This window comes from Burkholderia sp. LS-044, assembly GCF_004803625.1.
In the GTDB taxonomy this organism is placed as follows: Bacteria; Pseudomonadota; Gammaproteobacteria; order Burkholderiales; family Burkholderiaceae; genus Burkholderia; species Burkholderia cepacia.
Window position 1 is genome coordinate 79,668 of record NZ_SSWO01000015.1, and the last position, 25,206, is coordinate 104,873.

Sequence of the window (25,206 nt, forward strand, 5' to 3'; positions counted from 1 at the left end):
GGTGGCGCAGGCAGTTTCGCGACGGGGTGCGGCGTTACTACGTGTCGAACCTGCGTTCCGGCGCAGCGCGAGTTGCGTAGGCCGGCGAGCGCGTTGGCGCATCGAGAACAGCATGCACTGGGTGCCGGCATTGGTTTTCGGCGGAGACCGATGCTGGATTCGCATTGACCACGCGGTACGAAATTGGCGATCTTGCGGCGCTTCTGCTCGAATCCGTTCAGATACTTGTCTCGGCACCGTTCTTTGTCTGTGACCTTTCATTCGACCGGCCGTGGTTTAGTTTCGAATGCAACTGTTTTCGGATTTGTCCCATAGACGCGAGTGTGGCAATAGATAACTATCGCTGCCGGACGTCCAGCATGCGCTGTCATACACCATCGACTCTCCTGAGAGACTACGTTGCATCACTGATGCGAGTCACCGGCTGGAGGATCGCGCTTCTGTCTTCCAATGCCGCTGACCAGGGCAGTTGTACAGCCTGTCAAGGTAGGAAGTTCATGGATGTCCGTCTGCGACGGCCGGTTCGGCGAAAGTTCCGCGCTGGCTTGTACGTTTGCCATTCATTCGCCACCGCCTATCGGGCGACGCAAGACGCGATAGGTTTGTTGTGGCAGAGAGCTCACGATACCCATGCAATCCGACCTGCGCTTCACCTTCACCGCCGGCGACGAATTGTTCGAAGTCGTTGAATTCACGCTGCACGAAGGTTTATCCGAAACCTTCCTGTTGCAGGTGGAACTGGCGAGCGCGAATCCCGCCATCGACTTTGGCGAGGTGCTCGATCGCAACGGCCTGCTCACGATTGGGCAGGGCGGGCAGCCGGTGCGTTACGTGCATGGCGCCATCTCATCGTTCGTTCAGCGTGACACGGGCTTTCGACGTACTCGCTATTCCGCGGTGGTCGAGCCGCGTTTGGCGCGTCTGAAGCTGTCCTCCGACTGGCGCATCTTCCAGACTTTGAGCGTGCCCGAGATCGCCACGGCCGTGCTCAAGGCACACCATCAAACGCTGGACTACGAGCAGCGTGTCACCAGCGAGCATCTGGCGCGCGAGTATTGCGTGCAGGCAGGCGATACCGACTACGATTTCATCGAACGTATCTTGCGCGAGGAAGGCTTCTTCTACGCCTTTCAGCACCGCGCCGACGGTCATCGGTTGATCCACTGCGATCGGCTGTTTATCTTCGGTCGTCAGCAGGGCGAGCCGGTGATCTACAACCCCACGCCCGGCGGCGACCAGCCGCAGCCATGCCTGCGCACCTTCGCCTATACGGAGAACGTGCGTACCGCGCGTCAGGTGCAGCGCGACTACACGTTCAAGAGTCCACGCTATCCGCACGAGTACCCGCGCGAAGGCACCGACCTCGATCACCAGGGTCGCGGCTACGCGCGCTACGACTACCCGGGCCGCTACAAGCATGAAGCCAGCGGCAAGGCCTTCACGCAGGACCGCCTGCGTGGTCACCGTCGCGATGCGCGAGTCGCGCGGGTTACCGGCGATGATGCGCGCCTGCAACCCGGCATCGCGTTCGACCTCACCGGCCACCCGCGCGAGGACATGAACCGCGGCTGGCGCCCGGTGAGCATCGTGCATCACGGCGTGCAGACCACCAGCCAGGCGGAGGAGGGCGCTGACGCGCAGCAGGGCACGCACTACCGCTACGACGCGGTGCTGGTGCCCGACGATGCCGAGTGGCGCGCCGAGCCGCTGCCGCGCCCGCGCATTGACGGCCCGCAGCCGGCGACCGTGGTCGGCCCCGAAGGCGAAGAGATTTACACGGACGAGTACGGCCGGGTAAAGGTGCAGTTCCCGTGGGATCGCGAAGGCAAGCACGACGAGCACAGCTCGTGCTGGATCCAGGTCGCGCAGAACTGGGCCGGCGCGACCTGGGGCCACATGGCGATCCCACGTATCGGGCAGGAAGTGATCGTGGTCAACCTGGATGGCGATCCGGACCAGCCTCTCATCATCGGGCGGGCGTACAACCGGCTGCAGTTGCCGCCGTACGAGCTGCCGCGGCACAAGACGCGGATGACGATCAAGAGCCAGACGCACAAGGGCGAGGGCTACAACGAACTGCGCTTCGAGGACGAGAAGGATCAAGAGGAAATCTACGTCCACGCGCAGAAGGACCAGAACATCCACGTCAATCACGACGAAACCACCTTCGTCGGCAACGACCGCAACGAACAGGTCGAGCACGACGAAACCATCGCCATCGGTAACGATCGCAAAGAGACCGTTGGGCGCGACGAGCAGGTCACCATCGGCCAGGACCGTCGCCACGATATCGGCCAGGACGACTTCTTGACCATCGGCCGCAACCACACGATCCACACGGGCAAGGACCGTACCGAGGAAGTCGGCAACCATCGTCGCGACAAGACGGCGGCTAACCACACGGCAGATATCGGCGGGCATCTGACGCAGCGCGTGCAGGGGCGTGCCGAGCTGGAGGCGGGACAGGCCATTCGGCAACGCACCAAGGTCTATGAAATCCATGCCGCTGAAGTCCTAGAAGTCAAAGGCCCGGGCGGCACTGTGCGCATCGATGGCGGCGGCATCACGCTGGAAGGCGTGGCGATTCGTACGAAGGGGCCGATGACCCAGCAGAGCGGGGGAGCGAGCAATCCCTTCGCCATCACGGGCGCACCGGCCTCCGGCAAGCCGCTCGATCGGCGGTGCGGCCGCCGTCCGGATGGCACATGTCCGCTCGCTGATTGCACCTGCCTGGGGGGACGAGCGAAATGATCAATACACCGGCGTCGCCGCTGCTCACATGGCAGCGCCTGGACCTTCCTGTAGACGCGCTACCCGACAGCCCCTTCCGCCATCTTCTGCTGATGACCGTGCCCTTGCAGAACTGGGTCTACCGCCCACCCCCGCAGCAAGGGGAGTGGCAGCCCGCCTACGCGCCCGGGGTACTGGATCTGGTCCAGGAGTGGGACCCGTTTCCGCATCGCGCCTGGCTCTGGCAGCACGGCTCGCTCGACGATATCTACGGCCAAGGCCCCCTGTTGGTGGACGCCACCGCGCAGCATGCCCTGATGCAGCACGCGCTGGCGGAATGGGTGCCCATCGGAGGTGCCGTCGTCATCGGCGCCGACGCTGACCTGGACACGCTCACCACCCATCTCAGCAGCCTCGTGCAGATTGCCTTGCCGGACGAGAGCCAGGCGCATCTCGACATCCAGCCTCACCACCTCGCCGCGTGGCTCGACGCCCTCGACGAGGATCAGCGCAACGTATGGCTCGGTCCCATGACCAGCCTGCTTTGGCGTACCCACTGGGGGCCGGTCAAGGCGTGGATGCGCCTGGATCGCACAGCCACGCCCAGCCGTGACGACAACGCCGCGCCGTTCACCTTGCGGCCACACGAATGGACCCGCTTCGACGCCAACACCAGCGAGCACTTCCTGCTCAGCCGCAGCTACGAAGTCCAGGCACTGCCGCAGCACGCGCGTCGCTCCCTCGATGACATCCGGCAGTGGGTCGCTCAACTGTTGCAGGTCGCTGCCCAGCTCTACATCAGCGACGACGACGTGGCGAGACGCTACGTCGACCTGGTGGCTCGTCATCCCTGGTTGCTCGAAGACAGGGAAGCTGTCGCCATCCTCAACGACCTCACTGAATCTCCGCAGGCGCGGGTGCGCCAGCTCGCCGCCTTGGCGAACACCAAGGAGTCCTCCCATGACTAAGCCCACGGCCGGCGGCTCGTCCTCGGCTCCTTCGTGCAGTTCGCGCGTGCCCATCCTGCCGATTCGCTATGCCATCGTGCCGCGCGACGACAAGGCACCGTTCTACCGATATGCCGACGCCGGCTTCAAATTGGAAAAGGGCTTCAAGCCCCTCAAGCGCTCGGCCTACACCCTGCGCGCCCTGCGGCCGGGCTACGTCTACGTGTTCATGAAAGGAACGAAGGGCGAACAGCTGGTCATCCACGAATACGACGGTGAAGGGCGCTACAAGGAACTCAAGTACGGCAGCCTCGAGCAGTACCACCGCAAGGATCGTTACAAAACCGGAAACAGCATGGGTTGGGTGTGGGCCGACACCTGCCAGGACAAGGCCAAAGAGGTCTGGATCGGCTACAGCCCGCACCTGTGGACCAACGCCATGACCACCAGGATCACGTCCGACCCGGCCATGCGCCAGCGCCATATGCGCCGGCTCGACATGGCCGAGCTGACCTCCGGTGAAAAGGCCCCGTCCAGCCAGCCGCACGTGCTGCCCGCCAGTGCCCTGAGCAAGTGGGTTGAAGACTGCAAGCCCAAGAGCCAGCGCATCGCCCTGAACTGGAGCAGCCACGCCAGCAAGGACGACTTGCCCGTCAGCACCTTCCTGGCCCAGGGCCAGCACTATCGCTTCACCCAGCCGCGCGTGCCCGTGGTGGTCGTGCTCAACGACGCCGAAGGCATCAGCCTGGATCTCGGCCTGTCGGTTGCCGCCTATCAGCATCAACTGCGCGACATTCTGCCGACGCAGCAGGGTCAGGCTGCCGCGGGCCAAGGCAAGGACCAGCCCCAAGCGCCCAGCGTGCCCGCTTGCTTCCGCGTGGATGTGGAAAAACTCAGCGCTCAGAGCAAGGGCTACCACCACAAGAACCTCGTTGCCGCGGTGCTGGAGCAAACGTTGCAAAGCATGTACCCCGCCAACCAGCCCAAGACGGAAGTCTTGGTCAAGCTGCGCGAGGAGCATCAAACCAAGCAAGTGGGGGGCAAGCGCCGGGCGACGCCCTCCGAGCTGCGTTACCAGGTACTCACCGACAAGGGGGTGTCGCCCATCGGCAACCGCCTGGGTGATCGCATCGATACCGCCAAATACCACCAGTTCCTGGCCGAACGCGATCAACGCGAAGCGCAACTACGCACCCACCTGCGCACCGCGCTCCTGGCCTGCACCGACCACGACCAATGGCTGGCCACCGCCGAATCCCGCCATCGCAACGAGCCCACCAGTCTGGCTGCCGCCCTGGCCACCTATGACCGCGATGAGCAGTCGTCCGCCCGGGGCCTCGAAATGACCCTGGCCTTGATGCTCCATCCCATGAGCCAGGCCCTGCCGGGTACGGACGACGAGGATGCGCGCTTCCAACGGTTGAGCGCCTGGCTGGACCAGCACGACAGTCCGCTCTATCTCGCCCTCGCCCCATACAACCCGTTCAAGCAGAAGGCCGATGCGGTGGGCGTGCTGCTGGGCGCTGCCGATGGCGTCATCGAGGGTCTGGCCGGGCGCTTCCCGGCCGCCGCTGGCATCACCGATCTCACCGCCGAAGCGGTGACCACCGTGACGCTCAAGCGCCTGCAGGGCAAGACCCGCTGGGACGCCAGCCGCAACCTGCGTCAGCAGGTGCTCGCCGCCGCTGCCGAAGCCAATGCAGAGAAGGCCTTGGGTCTGCTAAGCGCACGCTACGGCGTCACCAATACGAAGTCGCTCACCGATCCCCTCAGCAAAGAGGTGGACAAGTTCGTGAAGTCCGGCATGGCGGACTTCGAGGAGATCAAGCGCGTACGTGTCAGTGGCAGCCGTACCGTCACCGTCGAAGCGACGGTGATCAAGCGGGTACGCCCAAATATCGCTGCGCTGGCGACCACTGCCGGTGGCGGCGTTCTGAACGTCGCCATGCTTTACTTCAACGTCATCGCGCTCAAGAGCGCTTACGCCAGCCTTTGCAGCGACCCGGCCTTCGAAAACGCGGCGGGCTTCGCTTCTGCCATCTTGGGTGTGACTGGAGCGTTGGTGGCAACGGGCGCCAGCGCACGCTCCGCCTATAAGATCATCGTGCTGCGCTACACCGCCAACGCGCCTGGTATGGCGTTCGGTAACGGCGTGATGAGTTTTATTACCGGCAATCTGTTCAGTCGGTTGTTGGGGTATCCGACGATGTTGGCGGGGTTTGCGTCTGATGTAGCAAAGGTTCAAAGGCAATCCGAAAACGGGGACGACATAGCAGCTGCCTACACGGCAGGAGGTGGCTTGCTGGTTTTGCTTGGCGGCGCTGCGATTTTGGAAGGTGGCTTGGCCATTGCAGGTCCGACAGCCGTGGTTCCGGTAGCTGGCTGGGCTGCCGCTGCGATTGTGCTTATCGGGGCAGGCGTTCTTGCCGGCGGGGTTTGGCTCCACTCTCAGTCAGATGCGCGCCGCCATAGCCCCATCGAACTCTGGGCGGCACGCGGCATCTTTGGCAAGCGCCTGAACGATGGTGAAAAGCGCGATGACATCAAGCTGGACGCCAACGGGAAACTGCCGCCGTTTCCCGGCGTCCACGAAGAAATCAAGGCCTGGTACGCCGCCTATTACGCCCCTGTGCTGCTGACCAAGAAAGACGCCGAGGCCATCGGGATCAAAGGCATCGACAGCACCTGGCACCGCAAACTGTTGAAGTGGTCATACCCGGATTGGGGCAGGATCGCGACAAACCAGGTACCACAAACCACGACCACTGTGGAATTCGCGGTCCTGCTACGCGGCTATGTCATGGGGCAAAGCCATTGGTCCGAGATATTGGAGCAAGGCAACATCTGCGTTGTCGGTAACCCGACCTGCTATGACACACGCAGTGGCTTGGTCATCCATTTCAAGAAGGAAGTCACGGAGGTCTACCGGATGGCTTTGCGCATCTACTACAAGCCTAATCAGGGCCTGGATGAAAGCGCGCAGGCCACCGAGCAATTTCAATTGGAGCGTTGAACCGATGGCGATGACATGGCGATTTTCCCGACAGACGCGAACTGGTGTGGCGCCGGCCATCCGCGATCAATTGGTTAGCATTGGCCGGGACCTGTTGTGTTTGCGAAATCCATGGGTGGCGGATTCGGTATTCATGGGGAAAATGTATTCATCCCTTAACATTCCAATGTTCGGATATTTGTGTTTGGTACTAATTGGGAGAGAAAGATTCGGAGTACTTTTCTGGACACTTCTGGCTTGCGTCATCGTGTTCGGATTATTTGCGATCGCAATCTCCGGGTATCGCATCTTCTTCATCAAGCACCTATCCAACTTCTACTTCAATCGCAAGACGCGTAAGGTCTACTACCGGCGCAACAAGACCCTGATTGCGTTCGACTGGGCGCAAACCGAAGGCGCCGAATTCGTGCGCAACGAGTTCGGTGGACGGTCCTTCAGCACGAATTTCGCATTGGCCCTCGGCCCACGGCCGGCGCCCGGTGACGAGAAAGATCGCATCGTTCTCTGGGTCGACAGCAATGCGCCCAATGACCCCGACCCGCGCTACATCGCTGAGGTGTGGGAATACATCTGCCAGTTCATGGAGAAGGGCCCGGACCACTTGCCGCCGCCCGGCGAGCCCAACTGGTGGTACGTGCCGCTACACCGCATCTGCCTGACCCCGGCCGAAGCCTGGCGCCACTATGCGCCATGGCGCAGCGGCGAGCCGGGCGAATGGCAAGGCAAGAAGAACTGGCTAATACCGATGTGGCTGATCCTGTTCCCGTACAACCTGTTCTCCGCCCTGTGCTGGTATGTGGTGTGCCGCGTGTTCAACGTGCGCAGCGCACCGCCGCCGGCGGAAGCCTTGGAGCGTTGAATCGATGGCGATGACATGGCGATTTTCCCGACAAACGCGAACTGGTGTGGCACCGGCCATCCGAGATCAATTGGTTAGCATTGGCCGGGACCTGTTGTGTTTGCGAAATCCATGGGTGGCGGATTCGGTATTCATGGGGAAAATGTACGCCTCGTCAATGCTGATGCTCCTGCTGCTGGATATCACAATATGGAGAGACTCTAACATTTGGCGTCTGGCAGACCTCTTTGACCTCTTATTATGCGTAATGGTGGTAGTAGGCCCTTTTTTTGCTGCGCCTTTTCTTTGGTACCGCATCTTCTTCATCAAGCGGCTTTCCAATTTCTACTTCAACCGCAAGACGCGCAAGGTCTACTACCAGCGCAACAAGACCCTGATCGCGTTCGACTGGGCGCAAACCGAAGGCGCCGAATTCGTGCGCAACGAGTTCGGTGGCCGATCCTTCAGCACGAATTTCGCATTGGCCTTCGGCCCACGGCCGGCGCCCGGTGACGAGAAAGATCGCATCGTTCTCTGGGTCGACAGCAATGCGCCCAATGACCCCGACCCGCGCTACATCGCTGAGGTGTGGGAATACATCTGCCAGTTCATGGAGAAGGGCCCGGACCACTTGCCGCCGCCCGGCGAGCCCAACTGGTGGTACGTGCCGCTACACCGCATCTGCCTGACCCCGGCCGAAGCCTGGCGCCACTATGCGCCATGGCGCAGCGGCGAGCCGGGCGAATGGCAAGGCAAGAAGAACTGGCTAATACCGATGTGGCTGATCCTGTTCCCGTACAACCTGTTCTCCGCCCTGTGCTGGTACGTGGTGTGCCATGTGTTCAACGTGCGCAGCGCACCGCCACCTCCGGAAGCACTGAATGGGGGAGAGCCGACGCGCTGCACGAGGTGAGGCGACGCGATTATCCACACTATCGAACGACCGGAAACACAACATCACACCCCAACGGTCTCGAAGCTGCCGATCAAATATTTTCTGGAGTGCGCTTGCATGAACAACCCCAGCCTCGAAACGGACACCAACGGAGTCAACGACCTACCTAACGTGGTTATCTACACCAGATGGCACCAGGTCGCCCCGCTGTTGGCGCTTTTTTCTCCCCTGCTCGTCGTGGCGATACTCGCGCTATTCCCATCGCTCACCGAAGTATCTCTTCTTGCCATCGCGGCGCTGATAGTCGTCTGTATCGCCACTCCGTTGATCCTGGCCCACGTGGTGTACCCGCCTGCCAAAGACGTGGTGTACATCACACCCGATTCATTGGTCTTCAAGCGCTATGGAACAGTCCCCTTTGACAGTATCACCGCGTATACCTTGGACGGACTGATCCGACTCACGCGCCGGGAGCAGCCAACGCTCGCGTTGCTCGGTAACCGCAAGACACCCGGCTACAAGGACTTCCAGGCGGCGCTTGGGCCAGCCATGGCGACGTGGCGGTCGCACCACCCGACGGTGCCGATCAAGCAGAGCCATTTCCAGGGCACGTGGCTAGCAAAGGTGCTCGGCGCGCTGATCGTGGTCAGTTGCGTCGGTCTCACCATTACCGTCGTGACCATGAAGCTCGCCATGGCCTCGTTACCGGCCTTGGCGATCGGCATCTTCGGTGGTCTTCGCCTGTTAGCTAGTAAGCGTCAGGATATTCAAAAGTAGTCCAAACCATAAGGAGCTTGATATGCGACCTATCGTACTCGTCGGCCACCGACACAGCTGTCCTATCCACGGTGAAGGTGTCGTCATCGGCGGCTCCGAGTCCGCCGCCATCAACGGTCGAGCCGTAGCGCGCGTGGGCGACCGCATCAGTTGTGGCGCGGTGATTCAAACCGGCTCGTCCGGCGCGGAGATCGAAGGCCAGCCGGTGGCGCGCGAAGGCGACACCACGAGCCATGGCGGCACTCTGGTCGAGGGCGAAGCAGGATGGCAGGTGGAGTGACAGCGGCTGTTGAAATCAGTCGGAAGTTATCTGTTCGAAGGTCCCGATGGCGGGCAGGTACTCGTCTCGGAGTCAGGCAACATGAGTGGGAATGTCCCGGCTCCGCCGTGTGCAAATCGATGACCTGCGCCAGGTTATACGCCAAGAAGCCGTGCAGATCCACGACACGATCTCGCATACCATGCATTTCGTGGAAAATGGCGTATTCGGATACCTGCAACTTGCGGCATCAACCGGGATTCCTGTCGCGTCATCTGGTGACGCTGCCAGACGGCACCTATCTCGACCTTCTGTTCGCTACCAGCCAGCAGTCTGTTTGGGACATCTGCGACGGCTGGCGGGGGCCGCCGCAGTGCGAAGCCTTCCTCGCACTGATCGAGCCTGAGTCGGTCACGTTCGCCAACGTCCTGGAGTCCTGCGGCAAGGACCACCATGCAGGAGGCGCGGCCCGCGCACGTAAAAACGGCCATCCTCGCGGATAGCCGTTCAAATCGCGCGTTGCCGCTCAGCGCATCAGAGCGCCATGTCGGCCGACGCCTTCGCGGGGCGTGCCGGGGCCGTGCCCGTCGCCTGCGACGGCGTCGCCATGTCGATCTTCGGCGGCGGCGCCAGTTGCAGCACGTCGCTCGTGTAGGTCCATTCCTCGACGACCTTCGCCGGGCTGTCGTTCAGCTTCGTGCCGTAGCTCGGCACGATCTGGCGGATCTTCTGCTGCCACTCGGGCGTCGCGACCTTGTCCTTGAACACCTTCTTCATCAGGTTCAGCATGATCGGCGCGGCCGTCGACGCGCCCGGCGACGCGCCGAGCAGGCCCGCGATGCTGCCGTCCTGCGAGCTGACGATCTCGGTGCCGAGCTTCAGCACGCCACCCTTCACCGGGTCGCGCTTGATGATCTGCACGCGCTGGCCGGCCTGCCACAGGCGCCAGTCTTCCTTCTTCGCGTTCGGGAAGTATTCCTTCAGCGCGTTGAAGCGGTCGTCGTCCGACAGCATCAGCTGGCCGGCGAGGTACTGGACCAGCGGGAATTCGTCGACGCCCACGCGCATCATCGGCGCGACGTTGTGCGTGTTGGTGCTCTTGAGCAGGTCGAAGTACGAACCGTTCTTCAGGAACTTGGTCGAGAACGTCGCGAACGGCCCGAACAGGATGATCTTCTTGCCGTCGATGATCCGCGTGTCGAGGTGCGGCACCGACATCGGCGGCGAGCCGACCGACGCCTTGCCGTACGCCTTCGCGAGATGCTGCTTCACAACCTCGGGGTTGTCCGTCACGAGGAACGAGCCGCCGACCGGGAACGCGCCGTAGTCCTTCGCCTCGGGGATGCCCGACGCCTGCAGCAGGTGCAGCGCACCGCCGCCAGCGCCGATGAACACGAACTTCGCGTCGACCGACTGCGCCGGTTCATCCGAGTGCAGCTTGACCCACGTCACGTGCCACGTGCCGTCGGCATTGCGCGTGATCTCGCGCACTTCGCTCGACAGCGACAGCGTGAAGTTCGGCTGCGTCTTCAGGTAGCCGACGAACTGGCGCGTGATCTCGCCGAAGTTCACGTCGGTGCCGATCGGCGTCCACGTCGCCGCGACCTTCTGGTTGCGGTCGCGGCCTTCCATCATCAGCGGCACCCACTGCTTGATCTGGTCGTAGTCTTCCGAATACTGCATGCCGCGGAACAGCGGGCTGGCTTGCAGCGCCTCGTAGCGCTTCTTCAGGAAGCGCACGTTGTCGTCGCCCCACACGAAGCTCATGTGCGGCGTCGAGTTGATGAACGAGTGCGGGTTCTTCAGCACGCCCTGCTTGACCTGCCACGCCCAGAACTGGCGCGAGATCTGGAACGACTCGTTGATCTCGATGGCCTTCGAGATGTCGACCTTGCCGTCCGCCTTCTCCGGCGTGTAGTTGAGTTCGGCGAGCGCCGAGTGGCCGGTGCCGGCGTTGTTCCAGCCGTTCGAGCTTTCCAGCGCGACGCCGTCGAGGCGCTCGACCATCGTCATCGACCAGTCAGGCTGGAGCTCGTGCAGCCAGACGCCGAGCGTCGAGCTCATGATGCCGCTGCCCACCAGCAGGACGTCGACCTTCTTCGTATCGGCGGCGTGCGCGGACGACGCGGCGACGCACAGCGCGAGCGCCGACAGTATTACCCGTAACGTTTTGATCACAGCAGATCCCTTTTTCAACTTGGATGCATCGGTTTGCCAAGCCGCCCGGCGCGTGTGTCGACCGCGGTGAAACGTCGATCTGGAGATCCGGATCGCGAATCCGGAATTCCGGATCGACGCCGCGCCGCGTTGCATTTGCGCACGCGAAACCGTCGGGAAGGACACCTTCGGATCGGCTTCCCGCGGGCAGGCAAGCGCCTGCGTCACAGTGGCGCACGACGCGCCCGGGCCCTTGCGGCAAGCCTTGGCGGAAGGCGCTTCAGGCTGCGTGGAAAGAGGCCGCGCGCGACGCGTTTTGCGGGGGGCGGGGTGGCAAGGGGCGCGTAATGTAACCGAACTCGTTTGCTGTGTCACAAACGAAAAATACCGTTGTTTTCGTGGGGTTTTTTGTGTGTCCGGGTTTCCGGAATGACGGTCGGCGGAACCGGGAAACGTGTGGATAACTGCGCGGGATCGCGAGGGGTTTTCGGGAGCGTCTTGCTCGTGTCTCGTCGTGTCGCGGCAGTGTGCCGCGACACGATCGCGCGACGTCACGTCACTTTACTTGGCGGCACCGTTCCGGCAGAACTGGTCGTACGCTTGCGCCGAATTCGCGAAGCCCTTCTGCTTCGCGAGTTCCCACGGGCGCTCGCATCGTCGGGTCGTTTCGCACCACGAATAGCCGGCCGAGCCGATGCAGCCGTGCGCGTCGCGATCGCTGCCGACCATCGGCGGGGCCGGCGGCGCCGACGATTGGGCCGGCGGCGTGGATGGTGCGGCACAGGCGCTCAGTGCGAACGCGCAGGCCAGCGTGGCGGCCAGCGACAGGGAAGGGACGAAACGCTTCATGGGTGGTGCTCCATGGGATGAGTATTCGGAGAATCGGCTGACGGCCCCTGCGTTCGCCGCGTCGTTCAGGCGCCCGGCACCGGCACGCGCGACGAGAACTTCACTTCGCGCAACGCGAGGCTCGACTGGATCGACGAAACCCCGGCCTGCTTGCGCAGCACGCGCTCGACGAATTCGGCGTACGCATCGAGATCGGCCGCGACGACCTGCAGGATGTAGTCGGCCGCGCCGGTGATCTTGTGGCACGACGTCACTTCGTCGTGCCGTCGCATCACCTCCTCGAAGTGATCGGAATCCTCGTCGGAATGCATGTTGAACGTCACCTGCACGAACGCGAACACGTTCATGCCGAGCGCGCGCCGGTCGAGATTCGCCTGGTAGCCGGTGATGACGCCTTCGTCCTCGAGCCGCTTGCGGCGGCGCCAGCAGGGCGTGACGCTCAGCGACAGCTTCTCGCCGAGCGTCGCGTTCGACAGCGCGCCGTCGTCCTGCAGCAGGCGCAGCATGGCGCGGTCCACGCCATCCAGTTCGACCGAAGCGCGAATTTTGCTCATTTCTTGGATTCCGTAGGCGGTTTTCTCAAAATTGTACGAAAGGCGCGCGTCGAAAGCAAAGTTATTGCCGCCTGCGGTCAATAAACTGTTGCCACCCTCACCGCAACAGTCAACCATGCTCACGGTCTACAGCAGCGATCACCAATTGCATCGCGGCGTCGAACTGAAGGACGGCGCGATCACCGATTCGTTCGAAAACCCCCTTCGCGCCGAGACGGTGCTCGCGCAGGTGCGTGCCGCTGGACTTGGCGACGTCATCGCGCCGAAACCGTTCGACCGCGCGCACTACGCGGCCGCGCACAGCGCGCGCTACGTCGATTTCCTCGCCGGCGCGTGGGACGAGTGGACCGCGACGGGCCGCACCTGCCAGGCGTTGCCGCTCGTGTGGCCGGTGCGCGCGATGCCGGCCGCCGCGACGCCGCCCGCGTTCATCGACGGCAAGCTCGGCTTCTACGCGATGGACGCCGGTGCGCCGATCAACGCGGGCACGTGGGACGCCGTGAGCGCGAGCGCGAACTCGGCGCTCACCGGCGCCGACCTGCTGTCGAGCGGCGCGGCGCGCGCAGCGTTCGCGCTGTGCCGCCCGCCCGGTCATCACGCGGGCCGCGAGTACATGGGCGGCTATTGCTACCTGAACAACGCGGCGATCGCCGCGCAGCACTGCATCGCGCAGGGCGCCGCGCGCGTCGCGGTGCTCGACGTCGATTTCCACCACGGCAACGGCACGCAGGACATCTTCTACGACCGTGCGGACGTGCTGTTCGCATCGATCCACGGCGAGGCGCCGGTGTCGTACCCGTACTTCTCCGGCTACGCGGAGGAGCGCGGCATCGGCGCGGGCGAAGGCTTCAACCTGAACCTGCCGCTGCCGAAGGGCACGCTGTGGGACACCTATTCGGCGGCGCTCGACCAGGCGGCAACCGCGATCGCCGCACATGCGCCCGACGCGCTCGTCGTCTCGCTCGGCGTCGATACCTTCGAGCACGACCCGATCAGCCATTTCCGGCTGCGCTCGCCCGACTACCTGCGCATCGGCGCGGCGCTCGCGCGCCTGAACCTGCCGACGCTGTTCGTGATGGAAGGCGGCTACATGGTCGACGAGATCGGCATCAACGCGGTGAACGTACTGCTGGGATTCGAAGGGCGCGCGTGAGCGCATGCGCGGCCTTCGACGAACGACGAATCCGAACACGAACGAAGTGCGACAAAGGAGGAGACAGGCATGAACCGGCATCACAAGACGGCACTCGCCACCGCGGCCGCATTGACGTGCGCGCTGGCCGCATGGCCCGCGCACGCGGACGAGATCGTGCGCATCGGCCACGTCGCGCCGCTGACCGGCGCGATCGCGCATCTCGGCAAGGACAGCGAGAACGGCGCGCGCCTCGCGGTCGAGGAAATCAACGCGAAGGGCCTGACGATCGGCGGCAAGAAGGTCACGCTGCAGCTCGACGCGCAGGACGACGCGGGCGATCCGCGCACCGCGACGCAGGTCGCGCAGCGGCTCGTCGACGACAAGGTGATCGGTGTCGTCGGCCATCACAACTCGGGCACGTCGATTCCGGCGTCGCGCGTCTATCGCGACGGCGGCGTCGTGCAGATCTCGCAGGCCGCGACCAACCCGACCTACACGCAGCAAGGCTTCAAGACGACCTATCGCGTCGTCGCGACCGACGCGCAGCAGGGGCCAGCACTCGCGATGTATGCGGCGAAGAACATGGGCATCAGGACGGTGGCCGTGGTCGACGATTCGACCGCGTACGGGCAGGGCCTCGCGACCGAGTTCGAGAAAGCCGCGAAGGCGGCCGGCATGAAGGTCGTGTCGCGCGACGCGACCAACGACAAGGCGATCGACTTCCGCGCGATCCTCACGAAGATCAAGGGCGCGAACCCGGACGCGATCATGTACGGCGGCATGGACGCGACGGGCGGCCCGCTCGCGAAGCAGGCGCGCCAGCTCGGCATGCGGGCGAAGATCCTCGCCGGCGACGGCGTGTGCTCGACCGACCTGCCGAAGCTCGCGGGCCCGGCCTCCGACAACGTCGTGTGCTCCGAAGCCGGCATCGCGCTCGAGAAGATGCCGGGCGGCGCGGCGTTCGCGAAGCGCTACGAAGCGCGTTACCACCAACCGATGCAGGTGTATGCGCCGTTCTCGTACGACGCTGTCCACATCATCGTCGACGCGATGAAACGCGCGAACTCGACCGATCCGGCGAAGGTGCTGGCCGCGATGCCGGCCACCGACTATCGCGGCGTGATCGGCGAAACGAGCTTCACGCCGCAGGGCGACCTGAAGCACGGCGCGATCTCGGTGTTCACGTACAAGAGCGGCAAGAAGGCGCTGCTCGATATCGTGAAGATGTGACGCGGCGGTGATTTTGCGTTGGTGTTGCGTCTGATGTCGCGGGGGCCGCGAAGCGGAACAGGCTTCGCGGCCTTCGCCGTTTACAGCGCGCGCGCTCGCGTGCTGTCGGCGCGGCGCTCCGCGTCGTGCACGATGTGCAGCTCGCGTGCGCGGATCGGCAGCACGCAATCCGCATCGGCAAGCGCCTTGCGCACCTGGCGCGCGAGGCGCCAGCGCATCGCCCAGAACTTGTCGGTGTGCGTCCATACGCGCATGTTCGCGACCGCCGTGCTGTCGTCGAAGCGCATCACCATCACGTCCGGTTCCGGCTCGCGGAGCACGTCGGGATCGGCGAGCGCCAGCTTGCGCAGCGCATCGAGCGCACGGTCGATGTCGTCGTGTACCGATACTTCCACTTCGAGATCGAGGCGGCGTGTCGGGTTGCGCGTGTAGTTGCGAATCGAGCTGCCCCACAGCGCGCTGTTCGGCACGTACTCGCAGATGCCGTCCGGTTTCGTCAGCCGCGTCATGAAGAGCCCGACCTCGTCGACGGTGCCCGCGACGCCCGTGCCGCCGTCGATATAGTCGCCGACCTTGAACGGCCGCAGCAGCAGGAGCATGATGCCGGCCGCGATGTTCTGCATCGTGCCTTGCAGCGCGAGCCCGATCGCGAGGCCTGCGGCGCCGAGCACCGCGACGATGCTCGCGGTTTCGATGCCGAGCTGCGACAGCGCGCCGACAATCGCGACGATGCGGATGCCCCACACGGCCACGTCGCAGAGGATCGGCCGTAGCGTGTCGTCGACGCGCTCCTTGTTCGAGAGCAGGCGGTTCAGCCAGTTGCCGATGCGTTTCGACAGCCACCAGCCGACGACGAGCAGCGCCAGGCCGGCACATAGCTTGATGGAGAGGGTGGACAGTGCGTTCCACAGGAACGTCCAGCGTTCCGGGTGTAGTTGGTCGAGAAACATGAAGGGATTCCGGGTTGAGGAAGCCGTGCGCGATGCGACGCGAACGTGCCGTGGTCGGGCACGCTCGCGCTCACGCGCCGGCAGCGTTCGACTGTATCTGCGGCACGATGGTTCGCTCGCATGGGTGGGGTCAAATGCCGCACAGCCGTGCCGCCGGTGCACGACATCGCGATTTCGATCTAGTACGAAGCGACTTTTCCAGTAACTGAGACTTGTCCTATTCAGCTGCTTCGATCGCGCCGATACACTCGTCTTCACGTTGCCGGGTCGCGACGATCGTTCCTCCGCGATACCCGGTTCTTTCCCGATTTTTCATTGACAGACAGCGAGTGACGACGTCATGCGGTTAGACCTGCGTTTCCGTCTCGCACGCGAACAAGGTCTATCCGCGCTCCGCGGCGCTTGCGGTTTCCCGATGCGCCGCGCGCTGCTGCGCGGTGTCGTCGCGGCCGCCTGTGTGGCGGGTTCACCGGGTGCATCGGCGCATGTGTCCCACGACACCGCGCCGTTCTCGCCCGTGACGGCCGACCTTGTCGACGTGCCCTTTTTCGATGCCGCGCGAACGACGTGGGGCGGCTTGCATGCATCGTCGGCAGCGCCGCTCGACGTTGCCTACGCGTTGCCTGCGTCGAACGTGCCGAGCGCGCGTGAACGCGATGGCGCCGTTGCGCGCTTCGGTGCATGTGTGGCCTATCGCGTGCTGTGCGATGCGGCGCGCGGTGCGGTCGAACGCGCGTACGCGTCGAGGTTCGATTACGGTCTTGCATCGGCGTTGCCCGCGATGGGTGAACGGGCCGCGTACGAACGGCGTCCCGTCGATCTCGCCGCCGCTGAACCGTTCGTGCTCGAAGAGGCCGAGCGCGGCGCGCGTGGCGGCGCGATCGTCGGCAGCCTGCGGGCGTCGCTGGCGCGCGCCGATCTGCCGGCCGGCGTTGCCGAGCAGGTCATCCGCATGCTCGCCGGGCGCATCGAGCTGAAACAGCACGGCGCACTCGGCGACACCTTCCGCGTCGCATACGAACCCGACGACAGCGCGATGCAGCCGGGCGGCACGCGCGTGACGGCGCTCGAGCTTCGCTTTCGCGGCCAGTACGTCGCGGGCGTGTGGTTTGCGCCCGCTGACGGCGCGTCGGGGGGCTATTACGACTTCGACGGCGTGCCGCTCGCCGGTTCGCGGTTTGCGATGCCGGTCAACGCAACGCGGATCAGCTCGCATTTCGGGGCGCGCGTGCATCCGGTGACCGGCGCGCGTCATGTGCATTCCGGCGTCGATCTCGCGGCACCGGCCGGGCGCGCGGTTCATGCGTCGGAACGTGGGGTCGTGACGTTCATCGGCACCGAGCCGCGCGGCTATGGCAAGTACGTGGTGATTCGCCATGACGGCGGTTATGCGTCGTACTACGCGCACCTGTCGGCGTTCGAGCCGACGCTGCGAACCGGCATGCGGGTCGCGCGCGGCCAGCGTGTCGGCGCGGTCGGCAGTACGGGGACGGCCACGGGGCCGCATCTGCATTTCGAGGTGCGCAGGCATGACCGTCTCGTCGACCCGGTCGCGCTGGTACAGGCGGGCGACGCGGCGAAGCTGAAGGGCGAGCGGCGCGTGGCGTTCAACCAGGTGGCGCTCGGTGCGCGCACGCAGCTCGCGTCTGCCGACTGGCTGCGGTCGGTTGCGATGTCGACGCTTTCCCCGTTGCACGATGGCTGACCCCGCGGATTTGCAATGTGGGAATTAGATCGTTTGGTTAACTGACGAATCGCAAAGACGTCGCCTTAGAGTCTGAAGGAAGCGTGTAGAAGACGAATTGACAAACGGAAGCCGGATACCCGGTTCACCTGGCCTGACGAGAGGTACCTGATCGGGGCGCGTGGCCGGCAGCGGGCATGTCGCTTTGTCGCAGGAGTCGCAATACATGCGGATGGTCACGTGCCCGGAGCGCGCCGACCGGAAGGACTCGACAGGTTTGATGGTAGTTAGCAAATTTGCTAATATCGCGATGAAGAAGTGGACGATCCTGTACTACGACGAACGGGTAAAGCGTGATGTGTTCGCTTTGCCCAAGGGTATTCTGGCTGGCTACCTCCGACTGATCGAGGCGATGGAAGAACACGGTGCGGATCTGCGGATGCCGTATTCGCGCGCGATAGGGGAAGGATTGTTTGAATTGCGCCCGCGAGGCCGTGAAGGCATCGGGCGTGTGTTCTATTGCATCCGGGTGGGATATGAACTCGTCGTCCTGCATTCCTTCGTCAAGAAGACGCAGGAAACACCCAACGACGAGTTGCAAATCGCCCGCAGGCGAATGAAGGAGGTACGTAACAATGGCTAAGGCTCGCCCCGCACATACAAGCGAGGAGCGGTATGCACCGGTCCGACACACTGCCGAAGACACCGCACGTCTGCTCACCGATCCGGCCATCAAGGCGGAATACGATGCACTGGAAGAGGAGTTCACCGCGCTTCGTGCGTTGCTCGACGCGCGCAAGGATGCGGGCCTGACTCAGGCTCAGGTCGCCGAACGAATGGGCACCACGACGTCGGCCGTATCGAGGCTCGAAGCTTCGTTTTCGAGCGAGAAGCACTCGCCGTCGTTTGCGACGCTGCGCAAGTACGCCGCAGCGTGCGGCAAGAAGCTCGTCATTTCGTTCGCGTGAACACGCTGGCGTCAGGCGCTGATTTCGCAAACGAACTTCGTCGGGAGACCGCATACGCGGCCACGATCCTGACTGTGAATCCCGCACCTCGAGAAACTGCAGCCCGTCCGGTTCATCGTGTGGGCACTTCGTAGTCGAACACATTGGCTGCAGAATCAGTGTGGTCCGATTGTTTGTCACGTTCGTTCACGTTAACGCCACAGGTTCGACCGGCAACCAGATTTCCAGCACGCCGGCGCCCGTCACCGGATCGTAGTCGTCGCTGTAGCGCTCGAACTCGGGTGCGTCCACCGCCTTGAATCCCGACGTCGGCAGCCAGCCGTTCCAGATGCTGTAGAAGGTCTGGTGCAACGTCGAGATATGCCCGGCGTGTTCGAACACCGCGTACCGCTGTGGCGCCAGTTCGACCCAGCGAAACGGCGCGGGCAGCCGGTCGCGGCTCGTGACTTCCACGCCCGCGATGTATTCGAAGCTGCCGTCCGCATCGGGGTTGCAGCACACGCCGTACGTCACGTCCCCGACCTGGCCGGGAAGGGTACCGATGTATGGGATGAACGCTTGCCAGAGCGCTGGAATCCCTTCGTTGGTGTCAAACGTATAGCGGTCGCTCATGCCCGCGATCAGCCGCTTGCCGGCGGTTTCGAAGCGCGACGGCCTCACGTCGATGATCTTCAGTTCTTTCATGCGCAGCGGCTCCACAAGAGACAATCCGTCGAGGGTGCGCCGTGCCCGCACGTCCTCGGGCGTGACGCCGAAGAGATCGCGGAAGGCGCGCGTGAACGCCTCATGGGAGCCATAGCCGGCATCGAGCGCCACGTGCAGGATGTCCGGCGCGCCTTGCGCGAGTGCGCGTGCCGCGCGCGTGAGCCGCCGCGACCGCACGTAGCGCATCACCGGCCAGCCGGTATTCATCGAGAAGAGGCGCGAGAAGCCGAAGCGCGACATGTCGCAACTGGCGGAGATCCTGTCGAGCGTCAGTTCCGTGTCTAGCGTGGTTTCGATAAACCAGAGTGCTTGTCCTACCGGATTCATGGCGTGCCAATGAGTGTGTCGGCCGGACTATATGGTATCGGCGCCGGGGGCATTTGATCGTTCTTGCGGCGCGGGCGGGGCGTGCGCCGGCTGACGCACTGGAACGGATCGCCACGCCGGGCGGCGTGGCGACGGCGGGCAGGGCGGTGCTACTCAGCCCAGCGGCCAGTTCAGGAACACGATGCCGTCGTTGTAGTCGTCGTCGGCGCCGTCTTCCGAGCCGACGATCCCGAAATACGACTTCTTGAAGATATCGACCTGCCGTGAGCCGAGCCGCGACGGCTTGCCGTTCGCCATCACGATCACGCGCACGCGTCCCTTGCCGGAATCGAGCACCTTGGTGCCGAGGTTCTGGTCCTGCGCGCCGGCGCCCTTGAACGTGGCGGCCGGTTTCGGGTTGTCGTCGACGTAGATGTCGATCGTCTGGTCGTTCGCGGCGTTGGTGAGCGCTGTGACGCCGAACTTGATGTTCGGCGGCAGGTTGAACGTGCCGTCGCGCTCGCCGCCGCCGATGCTGCCGGCACCGCTGCCGCTGTCCGTACCGGTTTCGCTGCCGCCGCCGGCGGGCGACGACGACGCCGCCGCCGTTTCCCCGATCGCGGACAGGCTCGCGTACGAGTCGATATGCATCGCGCTGCCGCGCACGCTTTTCCACTGGCCCTTCACGAACGTGACGCCGGTGCCGACGTCGATCGTCGCGACGAGCGTGAACGGCATGCGCCCGGTGCTTTCGGGCACCTTCGACGAATAGGTGAAGCAGCCGTCCGCGACGACGCCCTTGTCGGTCGCGATCGCGAAATAGATGCCGGGGAAGTTGTTGCCGGTCGCGTACGGCGTCGGCACGTTGAGGATGACCTGCAGTTTCCCGTTTCGAATCTCTGCCTTGGCGATGTCGATGTACAGGCCCGGGATGTCGACGTAGGTCTCCGAGGTCGCCACGGGTGCACTGATGATCGAAGCCGAAAGGAGGGGCATGGATGTCTCCGTTGGTAGGACGGGTTTCTGTGGAGTGCGGCGCGAGGCGCCGCTGAATGCGGTGCCCAACCGCCGGCCGGCCCGGAGGCGGCCGGCGGTGGTCGGTCGTCGGCCGTGCGTCAGGTCAGCCGATCGGCCACTGGAGCACGACGATGCCGTCGTTGTAGTCGCTGTCGTGGCCGTCTTCCGACACGACGATCCCGAAGTTGACCGTGTACGGCGAGCCGTCCGATTTCTTGCCGTTGATCGGCGCGAGGCGCGCGTCGGTGGCTGACGGCTTGCCGTTCACCGACACTTCGAAGCGGATCTTGCCGTTGCCGGAATTCAGCGTCGCTTCACGCGGGCCGTCGCGCGTCGTCAGCTTGTGATATGCGGCGGGTTCCTTGCTGTCGCCGATGAACAGCTTGATGTGCTGTTGCTCGGCGGCATTCGCGAAGAAAATCGCGCGGAAATCGGTATTCGGCGGAATCGAAAACTCGCCGGCGCGATTGGAAGACGTTTGAGAATCGGCCATGCTCTCCTCCTGATGAATGATGGGTAAGGCTTGGAGCTGTGTCGCGCAAACGTTTGCGGTTTGAAATGCGACGCATCGAGCATGCCGAAAAATAAATCAGAAAATATTCGCCGAGGAATGGCTATTGTTCAGTAAATCGAAAACCAAGGTTAATCGATTTAATGAAGCGTGTTTAATTGGCGCTATTTGCAGATATTCGAGAAACTATATCGGCACCCATATCGCTTTTCTGAACGATGCGCGATAACGCCGGCGGGGAGGCAGGGGAGGCGACAGCAATCGGGTTTCGGCGCGGACGTTCGGCGTTCGCATATGGCAGCGTTCGTTTCAACATCAGCATCTCGGTCATGGCCGCGCCCACCGGCCACCACCGAACGCCCGCGCCGAAACCCGATCGCGATGGAAATGGGGTGCGGCAACCGGCGAAGTGGATTGACCCACTCACTCCGAACGTGAACAGGGCTCCACCGGCGCCGCACCCATGAAGCATATCGACGGGGCTGCGCGACGCCTATCGGACAGGACTGATTCTGAGCGATCAAATTCGGTGCCATTTGCGCCCGGCCCGTTGACAGCCCACGTCACCCTGTGATCTGATTCCGGCCATGCAAGCCGCCCAGCCCCTCTTCTCGCTACGACTACTAGCCCGTTTTTCCGGGCTGGGTCTGCGGCTGCGCGCTTTCCATCTGCTTCTTTCCTGAAGCGCCAGATTTCCCCCGCATCACCGACCTGGCCCCGGTTGTCGACCGGCGCCTGAGTTCGTCTTTCTTCCGAATCGTTCCGCTCCGTCCCGGTCGCTCAACCGCCAAGGCCGTCGTTCGCCGTACCGCTTTGCCGTTGTGCCGCTTTCCACCGTTTTCACCGCTGTGCGCGCAGCCTGCCACCACGACGGATGGCCATCGCGCCGCGGTTTCCCGACCAACCGACCGAGGACCGAACATCATGATGCTGAAGAACCCCGCGACGAAGTACCGACCGTTCACGCCCGTCAACCTGCCGAACCGCATGTGGCCGACGCGCACGATCACGCAAGCACCGATCTGGATGAGCACCGACCTGCGCGACGGCAACCAGTCGCTGTTCGAGCCGATGGACGCGGCGCGCAAGATGCGGATGTTCAAGATGCTGGTCGCGATCGGCTTCAAGGAGATCGAGGTCGCGTTTCCGTCGGCGTCGGAGACCGACTTCAACTTCGTGCGCGAACTGATCGAAGGCGGCCACATTCCCGACGACGTGACGATCGAGGTGCTCACGCAGGCCCGCGACGACCTGATCGAGCGTACCTTCGACTCGCTGCGCGGCGCGAAGCGCGCGATCGTTCACCTGTACAACGCGACCGCGCCGGAATTCCGCAAGATCGTGTTCGGCCTCGACCGCGACGGCGTGAAGGCACTCGCGGTGAACGCGGCGCGCACGATCAAGCGCTTCGCCGACGCCGCGACCGACACGCATTTCACGCTGCAATACAGCCCGGAAACCTTCACGGCGACCGAGCTGGATTTCGCGAAGGAAGTCTGCGACGCCGTGTTCGACGTCTGGCAGCCGACGCCGGAGCACAAGGCGATCGTGAACCTGCCCGCCACGGTCGAAGTCGGCACGCCGAACTTCTACGCGGACCAGATCGAATGGATGCACCGCAACCTCGCGCGCCGCGATGCGCTGATCGTGTCCGTGCATCCGCACAACGACCGCGGCACCGCGGTCGCGGCGGCCGAGCTCGCGGTGATGGCCGGTGCGGACAGGATCGAGGGCTGCCTGTTCGGCAACGGCGAGCGCACCGGTAACGTCGATCTCGTCACGCTCGCGCTGAACCTCTACTCGCAGGGCGTCGATCCGGGCCTCGATTTCTCGCAGATCAACGAAGTCGCGCGCACGTCCGAGGAATGCACGCAGTTGCCGATCCACCCGCGCCATCCGTATGTCGGCGACCTCGTGTTCACCGCGTTCTCCGGCTCGCATCAGGACGCGATCAAGAAGGGCTTCGCGGTACAGAAACCCGACGCCGTATGGGAAATGCCGTACCTGCCGATCGATCCGAGCGATGTCGGCCGCACGTACGACTCGATCATTCGCGTGAACAGCCAGTCGGGCAAGGGCGGTATCGCGTACCTGCTCGAGCAGAGCTATGGCGTCGCGCTGCCGCGCCGCCTGCAGGTCGACTTCAGCGCGGCCGTGCAGCGCCTGACCGACGACAGCGGGCTCGAGGTGACGAGCGCGCAGATCTGGTCGCTGTTCCAGCAGGAATACGTGGAAGGCGATGCGCCGCTGCGTTATGTCGGCCATGAGCTGAGCGAGCGCGACGGCCGCGAGACGATCGTGCTGACCGCCGACGTGCACGGCGAGCGCCGCGTGCTGCGCGGTGAAGGCAACGGTCCGCTCGACGCGCTGATGCACGCGCTGCGTACGCCGCTGCGCATCCAGCACTACGAGGAGCGCGCGCTGTCGCAAGGCGCCGATGCGAAGGCGATCGCGATCGCGGAGCTGGCCGGGTCGGGCGTGCGCGGCAGCGCGTTCGGCGTCGGTATCGACGCGAACCTGACGACCGCGTCGATCCGCGCGGTGATCAGCGGTGTCAACCGCGCGTATGCGCGCGCGGACGAAGCGGTGCAGGCGACGTTTTTTGGCGCGCATTCCGCGGTGAAGGCTGTCGCGTAAGCGGCGTCGTGGCGGCTGCGCCGGCGGTGTCCGGCGCGGTCGCGTCGCCGCCGCCTTGGTGGCCGTCCCGGTGGCCGCTGCGCGGCCCGGCAAGCGCATCGCGCAGTTCCACCTTCATGAAATCCACCCACGCGCGCGTCTTCGCGTCGATGTGCCGGCGTGACGGGTACACCAGAAACACGCCCACGTCGTCCGCCCGGTAATCGGGCAGCACGCGCACCAGCGCGCCTGAACGCAGATCGTCCGCCGCGACGAATTCCGGCAGCAGGCCGATTCCTGCCCCTTCCCGTACCGCGATCGCGAGCGATGCCGCGACGTCGGCCGTCATCGCCGGCTCGAACGCGACCGTTTCCGCATCCGCACCGCGCGTCAGTGTCCATTCACCCGCCGGGTAGGCCGGTGCGACCAGCTGCAGGCAGCGATGCCGCACGAGCGCGCGCGGCGTATCCGGCATGCCGTGATGCGCGACATACGCGGGCGCCGCGCACAGCACGCTGCCGATTCGCCCGACATCGATCGCGACCTGATCGGAGCTCGGCAGGTTCGGCATCGCGATGATGGCGACGTCGTAGCTGTCGCGGATCAGGTCGGGCACGTGCGGTGCGAGCGTCAAATCGACGCTGACTTCCGGATAACGCGCCTGGAAGCGCGCGACCAGCGGAATCACGAAACGGTTCGCGATGCTGGCGCTGCAGTGCGCGCGCAGTCGTCCGTATGGATGCAGCCGCGCGCCGCGCGCTTCGCGTTCGCTCGCGTCCACTGCGAGCGTGATGTCGCGTGCGCGGGCCAGATAGCGTTCACCGGCTTCGGTCAGGCACATCGAGCGCGTCGTGCGGTTCAGCAGCCGGATGCCGAGATGCGTTTCGAGCGACGCGATCGCGCGGCTGACATACGCGGTCGTCAGGTTGAGCCGCTTGCCGGTTTCGGTGAAGGTTCCCGCGTCGGCGAGCGTGACGAAAACCTGCATGCGTTGAATCAGATCCATCGGCGGAGCGCGAGTGTCGTGCGATGCCGCCACTGTAGCGGGCCACACGTTGCGCCGCG

Annotated in this window: 22 protein-coding genes; 14 read left to right on the top strand and 8 right to left on the bottom strand. The window is 64.1% G+C overall.

Annotated features, from left to right (window positions below):
* Positions 1 to 630: 630 nt before the first annotated feature.
* The 8 genes from tssI (at position 631) to E9536_RS30835 (ending at position 9,962) form a co-directional block, all read left to right on the top strand.
* Positions 631 to 2,751 (top strand): type VI secretion system tip protein TssI/VgrG, encoded by a 2,121-nt coding sequence (gene tssI, locus E9536_RS30800; protein ID WP_247873536.1) that lies wholly within the window; start codon positions 631 to 633, stop codon positions 2,749 to 2,751.
* Positions 2,748 to 3,698, top strand: a complete 951-nt coding sequence (locus E9536_RS30805; protein ID WP_136471922.1) for a DUF4123 domain-containing protein — start codon at positions 2,748 to 2,750, stop codon at positions 3,696 to 3,698. Before tssI ends, E9536_RS30805 begins: the two co-directional genes overlap by 4 nt.
* Entirely contained in the window at positions 3,691 to 6,690 is a 3,000-nt protein-coding gene (locus E9536_RS30810; RefSeq protein ID WP_136471924.1) for a T6SS effector BTH_I2691 family protein, read from the top strand. Before E9536_RS30805 ends, E9536_RS30810 begins: the two co-directional genes overlap by 8 nt.
* Before the next feature lie 4 nt (positions 6,691 to 6,694).
* Positions 6,695 to 7,549, top strand: a complete 855-nt coding sequence (locus E9536_RS30815; protein ID WP_168799596.1) for a DUF6708 domain-containing protein — start codon at positions 6,695 to 6,697, stop codon at positions 7,547 to 7,549.
* A gap of 4 nt (positions 7,550 to 7,553) precedes the next feature.
* The gene (locus E9536_RS30820; protein ID WP_168799597.1) at positions 7,554 to 8,441 is read left to right on the top strand and encodes a DUF6708 domain-containing protein; all 888 of its coding nucleotides are present in this window, start codon (positions 7,554 to 7,556) and stop codon (positions 8,439 to 8,441) included.
* Between the two features lie 99 nt (positions 8,442 to 8,540).
* The gene (locus E9536_RS30825) at positions 8,541 to 9,200 is read left to right on the top strand and encodes a hypothetical protein (protein WP_060373260.1); all 660 of its coding nucleotides are present in this window, start codon (positions 8,541 to 8,543) and stop codon (positions 9,198 to 9,200) included.
* Positions 9,201 to 9,222: 22 nt separating this feature from the next.
* Positions 9,223 to 9,480, top strand: coding sequence for a PAAR domain-containing protein (locus E9536_RS30830; protein WP_060086041.1), 258 nt, complete (start codon positions 9,223 to 9,225; stop codon positions 9,478 to 9,480).
* Between the two features lie 197 nt (positions 9,481 to 9,677).
* Complete coding sequence (locus E9536_RS30835; protein WP_168799598.1) at positions 9,678 to 9,962, top strand: hypothetical protein; 285 nt, start codon at positions 9,678 to 9,680, stop codon at positions 9,960 to 9,962.
* Between the two features lie 31 nt (positions 9,963 to 9,993).
* Here the strand turns inward: E9536_RS30835 and mqo are convergent, their stop codons facing one another.
* From mqo to E9536_RS30850, 3 genes are all read right to left on the bottom strand, one after another.
* Positions 9,994 to 11,655, bottom strand: coding sequence for a malate dehydrogenase (quinone) (gene mqo / locus E9536_RS30840; protein WP_211097510.1), 1,662 nt, complete (start codon positions 11,653 to 11,655; stop codon positions 9,994 to 9,996).
* Between the two features lie 522 nt (positions 11,656 to 12,177).
* Positions 12,178 to 12,465: a hypothetical protein gene (locus E9536_RS30845; RefSeq protein ID WP_059696199.1), complete on the bottom strand. Its 288-nt coding sequence runs from the start codon at positions 12,463 to 12,465 to the stop codon at positions 12,178 to 12,180.
* Between the two features lie 65 nt (positions 12,466 to 12,530).
* Complete coding sequence (locus E9536_RS30850; RefSeq protein ID WP_027790012.1) at positions 12,531 to 13,019, bottom strand: Lrp/AsnC family transcriptional regulator; 489 nt, start codon at positions 13,017 to 13,019, stop codon at positions 12,531 to 12,533.
* Positions 13,020 to 13,134: 115 nt separating this feature from the next.
* On the opposite strand from E9536_RS30850, the gene E9536_RS30855 reads away from it, so the two are divergent.
* Together E9536_RS30855 and E9536_RS30860 are read left to right on the top strand one after the other, a co-directional pair.
* Positions 13,135 to 14,172, top strand: coding sequence for a histone deacetylase family protein (locus E9536_RS30855; RefSeq protein WP_060068274.1), 1,038 nt, complete (start codon positions 13,135 to 13,137; stop codon positions 14,170 to 14,172).
* Between the two features lie 69 nt (positions 14,173 to 14,241).
* Positions 14,242 to 15,384, top strand: a complete 1,143-nt coding sequence (locus E9536_RS30860) for a branched-chain amino acid ABC transporter substrate-binding protein (protein ID WP_060086045.1) — start codon at positions 14,242 to 14,244, stop codon at positions 15,382 to 15,384.
* A gap of 80 nt (positions 15,385 to 15,464) precedes the next feature.
* Here E9536_RS30860 and E9536_RS30865 read toward each other — a convergent pair whose 3' ends face one another.
* Entirely contained in the window at positions 15,465 to 16,334 is an 870-nt protein-coding gene (locus tag E9536_RS30865) for a mechanosensitive ion channel family protein (RefSeq protein ID WP_136471928.1), read from the bottom strand.
* A 340-nt stretch (positions 16,335 to 16,674) separates the two neighbouring features.
* Here E9536_RS30865 and E9536_RS30870 point away from each other — a divergent pair, with 340 nt between their 5' ends.
* The 3 genes from E9536_RS30870 (at position 16,675) to E9536_RS30880 (ending at position 18,986) form a co-directional block, all read left to right on the top strand.
* Complete coding sequence (locus E9536_RS30870) at positions 16,675 to 18,039, top strand: M23 family metallopeptidase (RefSeq protein ID WP_136471930.1); 1,365 nt, start codon at positions 16,675 to 16,677, stop codon at positions 18,037 to 18,039.
* A 205-nt stretch (positions 18,040 to 18,244) separates the two neighbouring features.
* On the top strand, positions 18,245 to 18,661 hold the full coding sequence (locus tag E9536_RS30875) for a type II toxin-antitoxin system RelE/ParE family toxin (RefSeq protein ID WP_348772193.1): 417 nt from the start codon (positions 18,245 to 18,247) through the stop codon (positions 18,659 to 18,661).
* Entirely contained in the window at positions 18,654 to 18,986 is a 333-nt protein-coding gene (locus tag E9536_RS30880) for a helix-turn-helix transcriptional regulator (RefSeq protein ID WP_027790006.1), read from the top strand. Before E9536_RS30875 ends, E9536_RS30880 begins: the two co-directional genes overlap by 8 nt.
* Before the next feature lie 186 nt (positions 18,987 to 19,172).
* Here E9536_RS30880 and E9536_RS30885 read toward each other — a convergent pair whose 3' ends face one another.
* The 3 genes from E9536_RS30885 to E9536_RS30895 form a co-directional block, all read right to left on the bottom strand.
* The gene (locus tag E9536_RS30885; RefSeq protein ID WP_136471932.1) at positions 19,173 to 20,018 is read right to left on the bottom strand and encodes an AraC family transcriptional regulator; all 846 of its coding nucleotides are present in this window, start codon (positions 20,016 to 20,018) and stop codon (positions 19,173 to 19,175) included.
* 153 nt (positions 20,019 to 20,171) lie between these two features.
* Entirely contained in the window at positions 20,172 to 20,993 is an 822-nt protein-coding gene (locus E9536_RS30890; RefSeq protein ID WP_136471934.1) for a fucose-binding lectin II, read from the bottom strand.
* Between the two features lie 124 nt (positions 20,994 to 21,117).
* Positions 21,118 to 21,507 carry a fucose-binding lectin II gene (locus E9536_RS30895; protein ID WP_027790003.1) on the bottom strand — a complete coding sequence of 130 codons (390 nt, stop codon included), beginning with the start codon at positions 21,505 to 21,507 and terminating at the stop codon, positions 21,118 to 21,120.
* 945 nt (positions 21,508 to 22,452) lie between these two features.
* Between E9536_RS30895 and leuA the strand changes: the two genes are divergently transcribed.
* A complete protein-coding gene (leuA, locus tag E9536_RS30900) occupies positions 22,453 to 24,162 on the top strand; it encodes a 2-isopropylmalate synthase (RefSeq protein ID WP_034196100.1) in 1,710 nt (569 codons plus the stop codon).
* Here the strand turns inward: leuA and E9536_RS30905 are convergent.
* Positions 24,080 to 25,147, bottom strand: coding sequence for a LysR family transcriptional regulator (locus tag E9536_RS30905; protein WP_136471936.1), 1,068 nt, complete (start codon positions 25,145 to 25,147; stop codon positions 24,080 to 24,082). The two genes, leuA and E9536_RS30905, sit on opposite strands and share 83 nt — an antisense overlap.
* Positions 25,148 to 25,206: the final 59 nt, after the last annotated feature.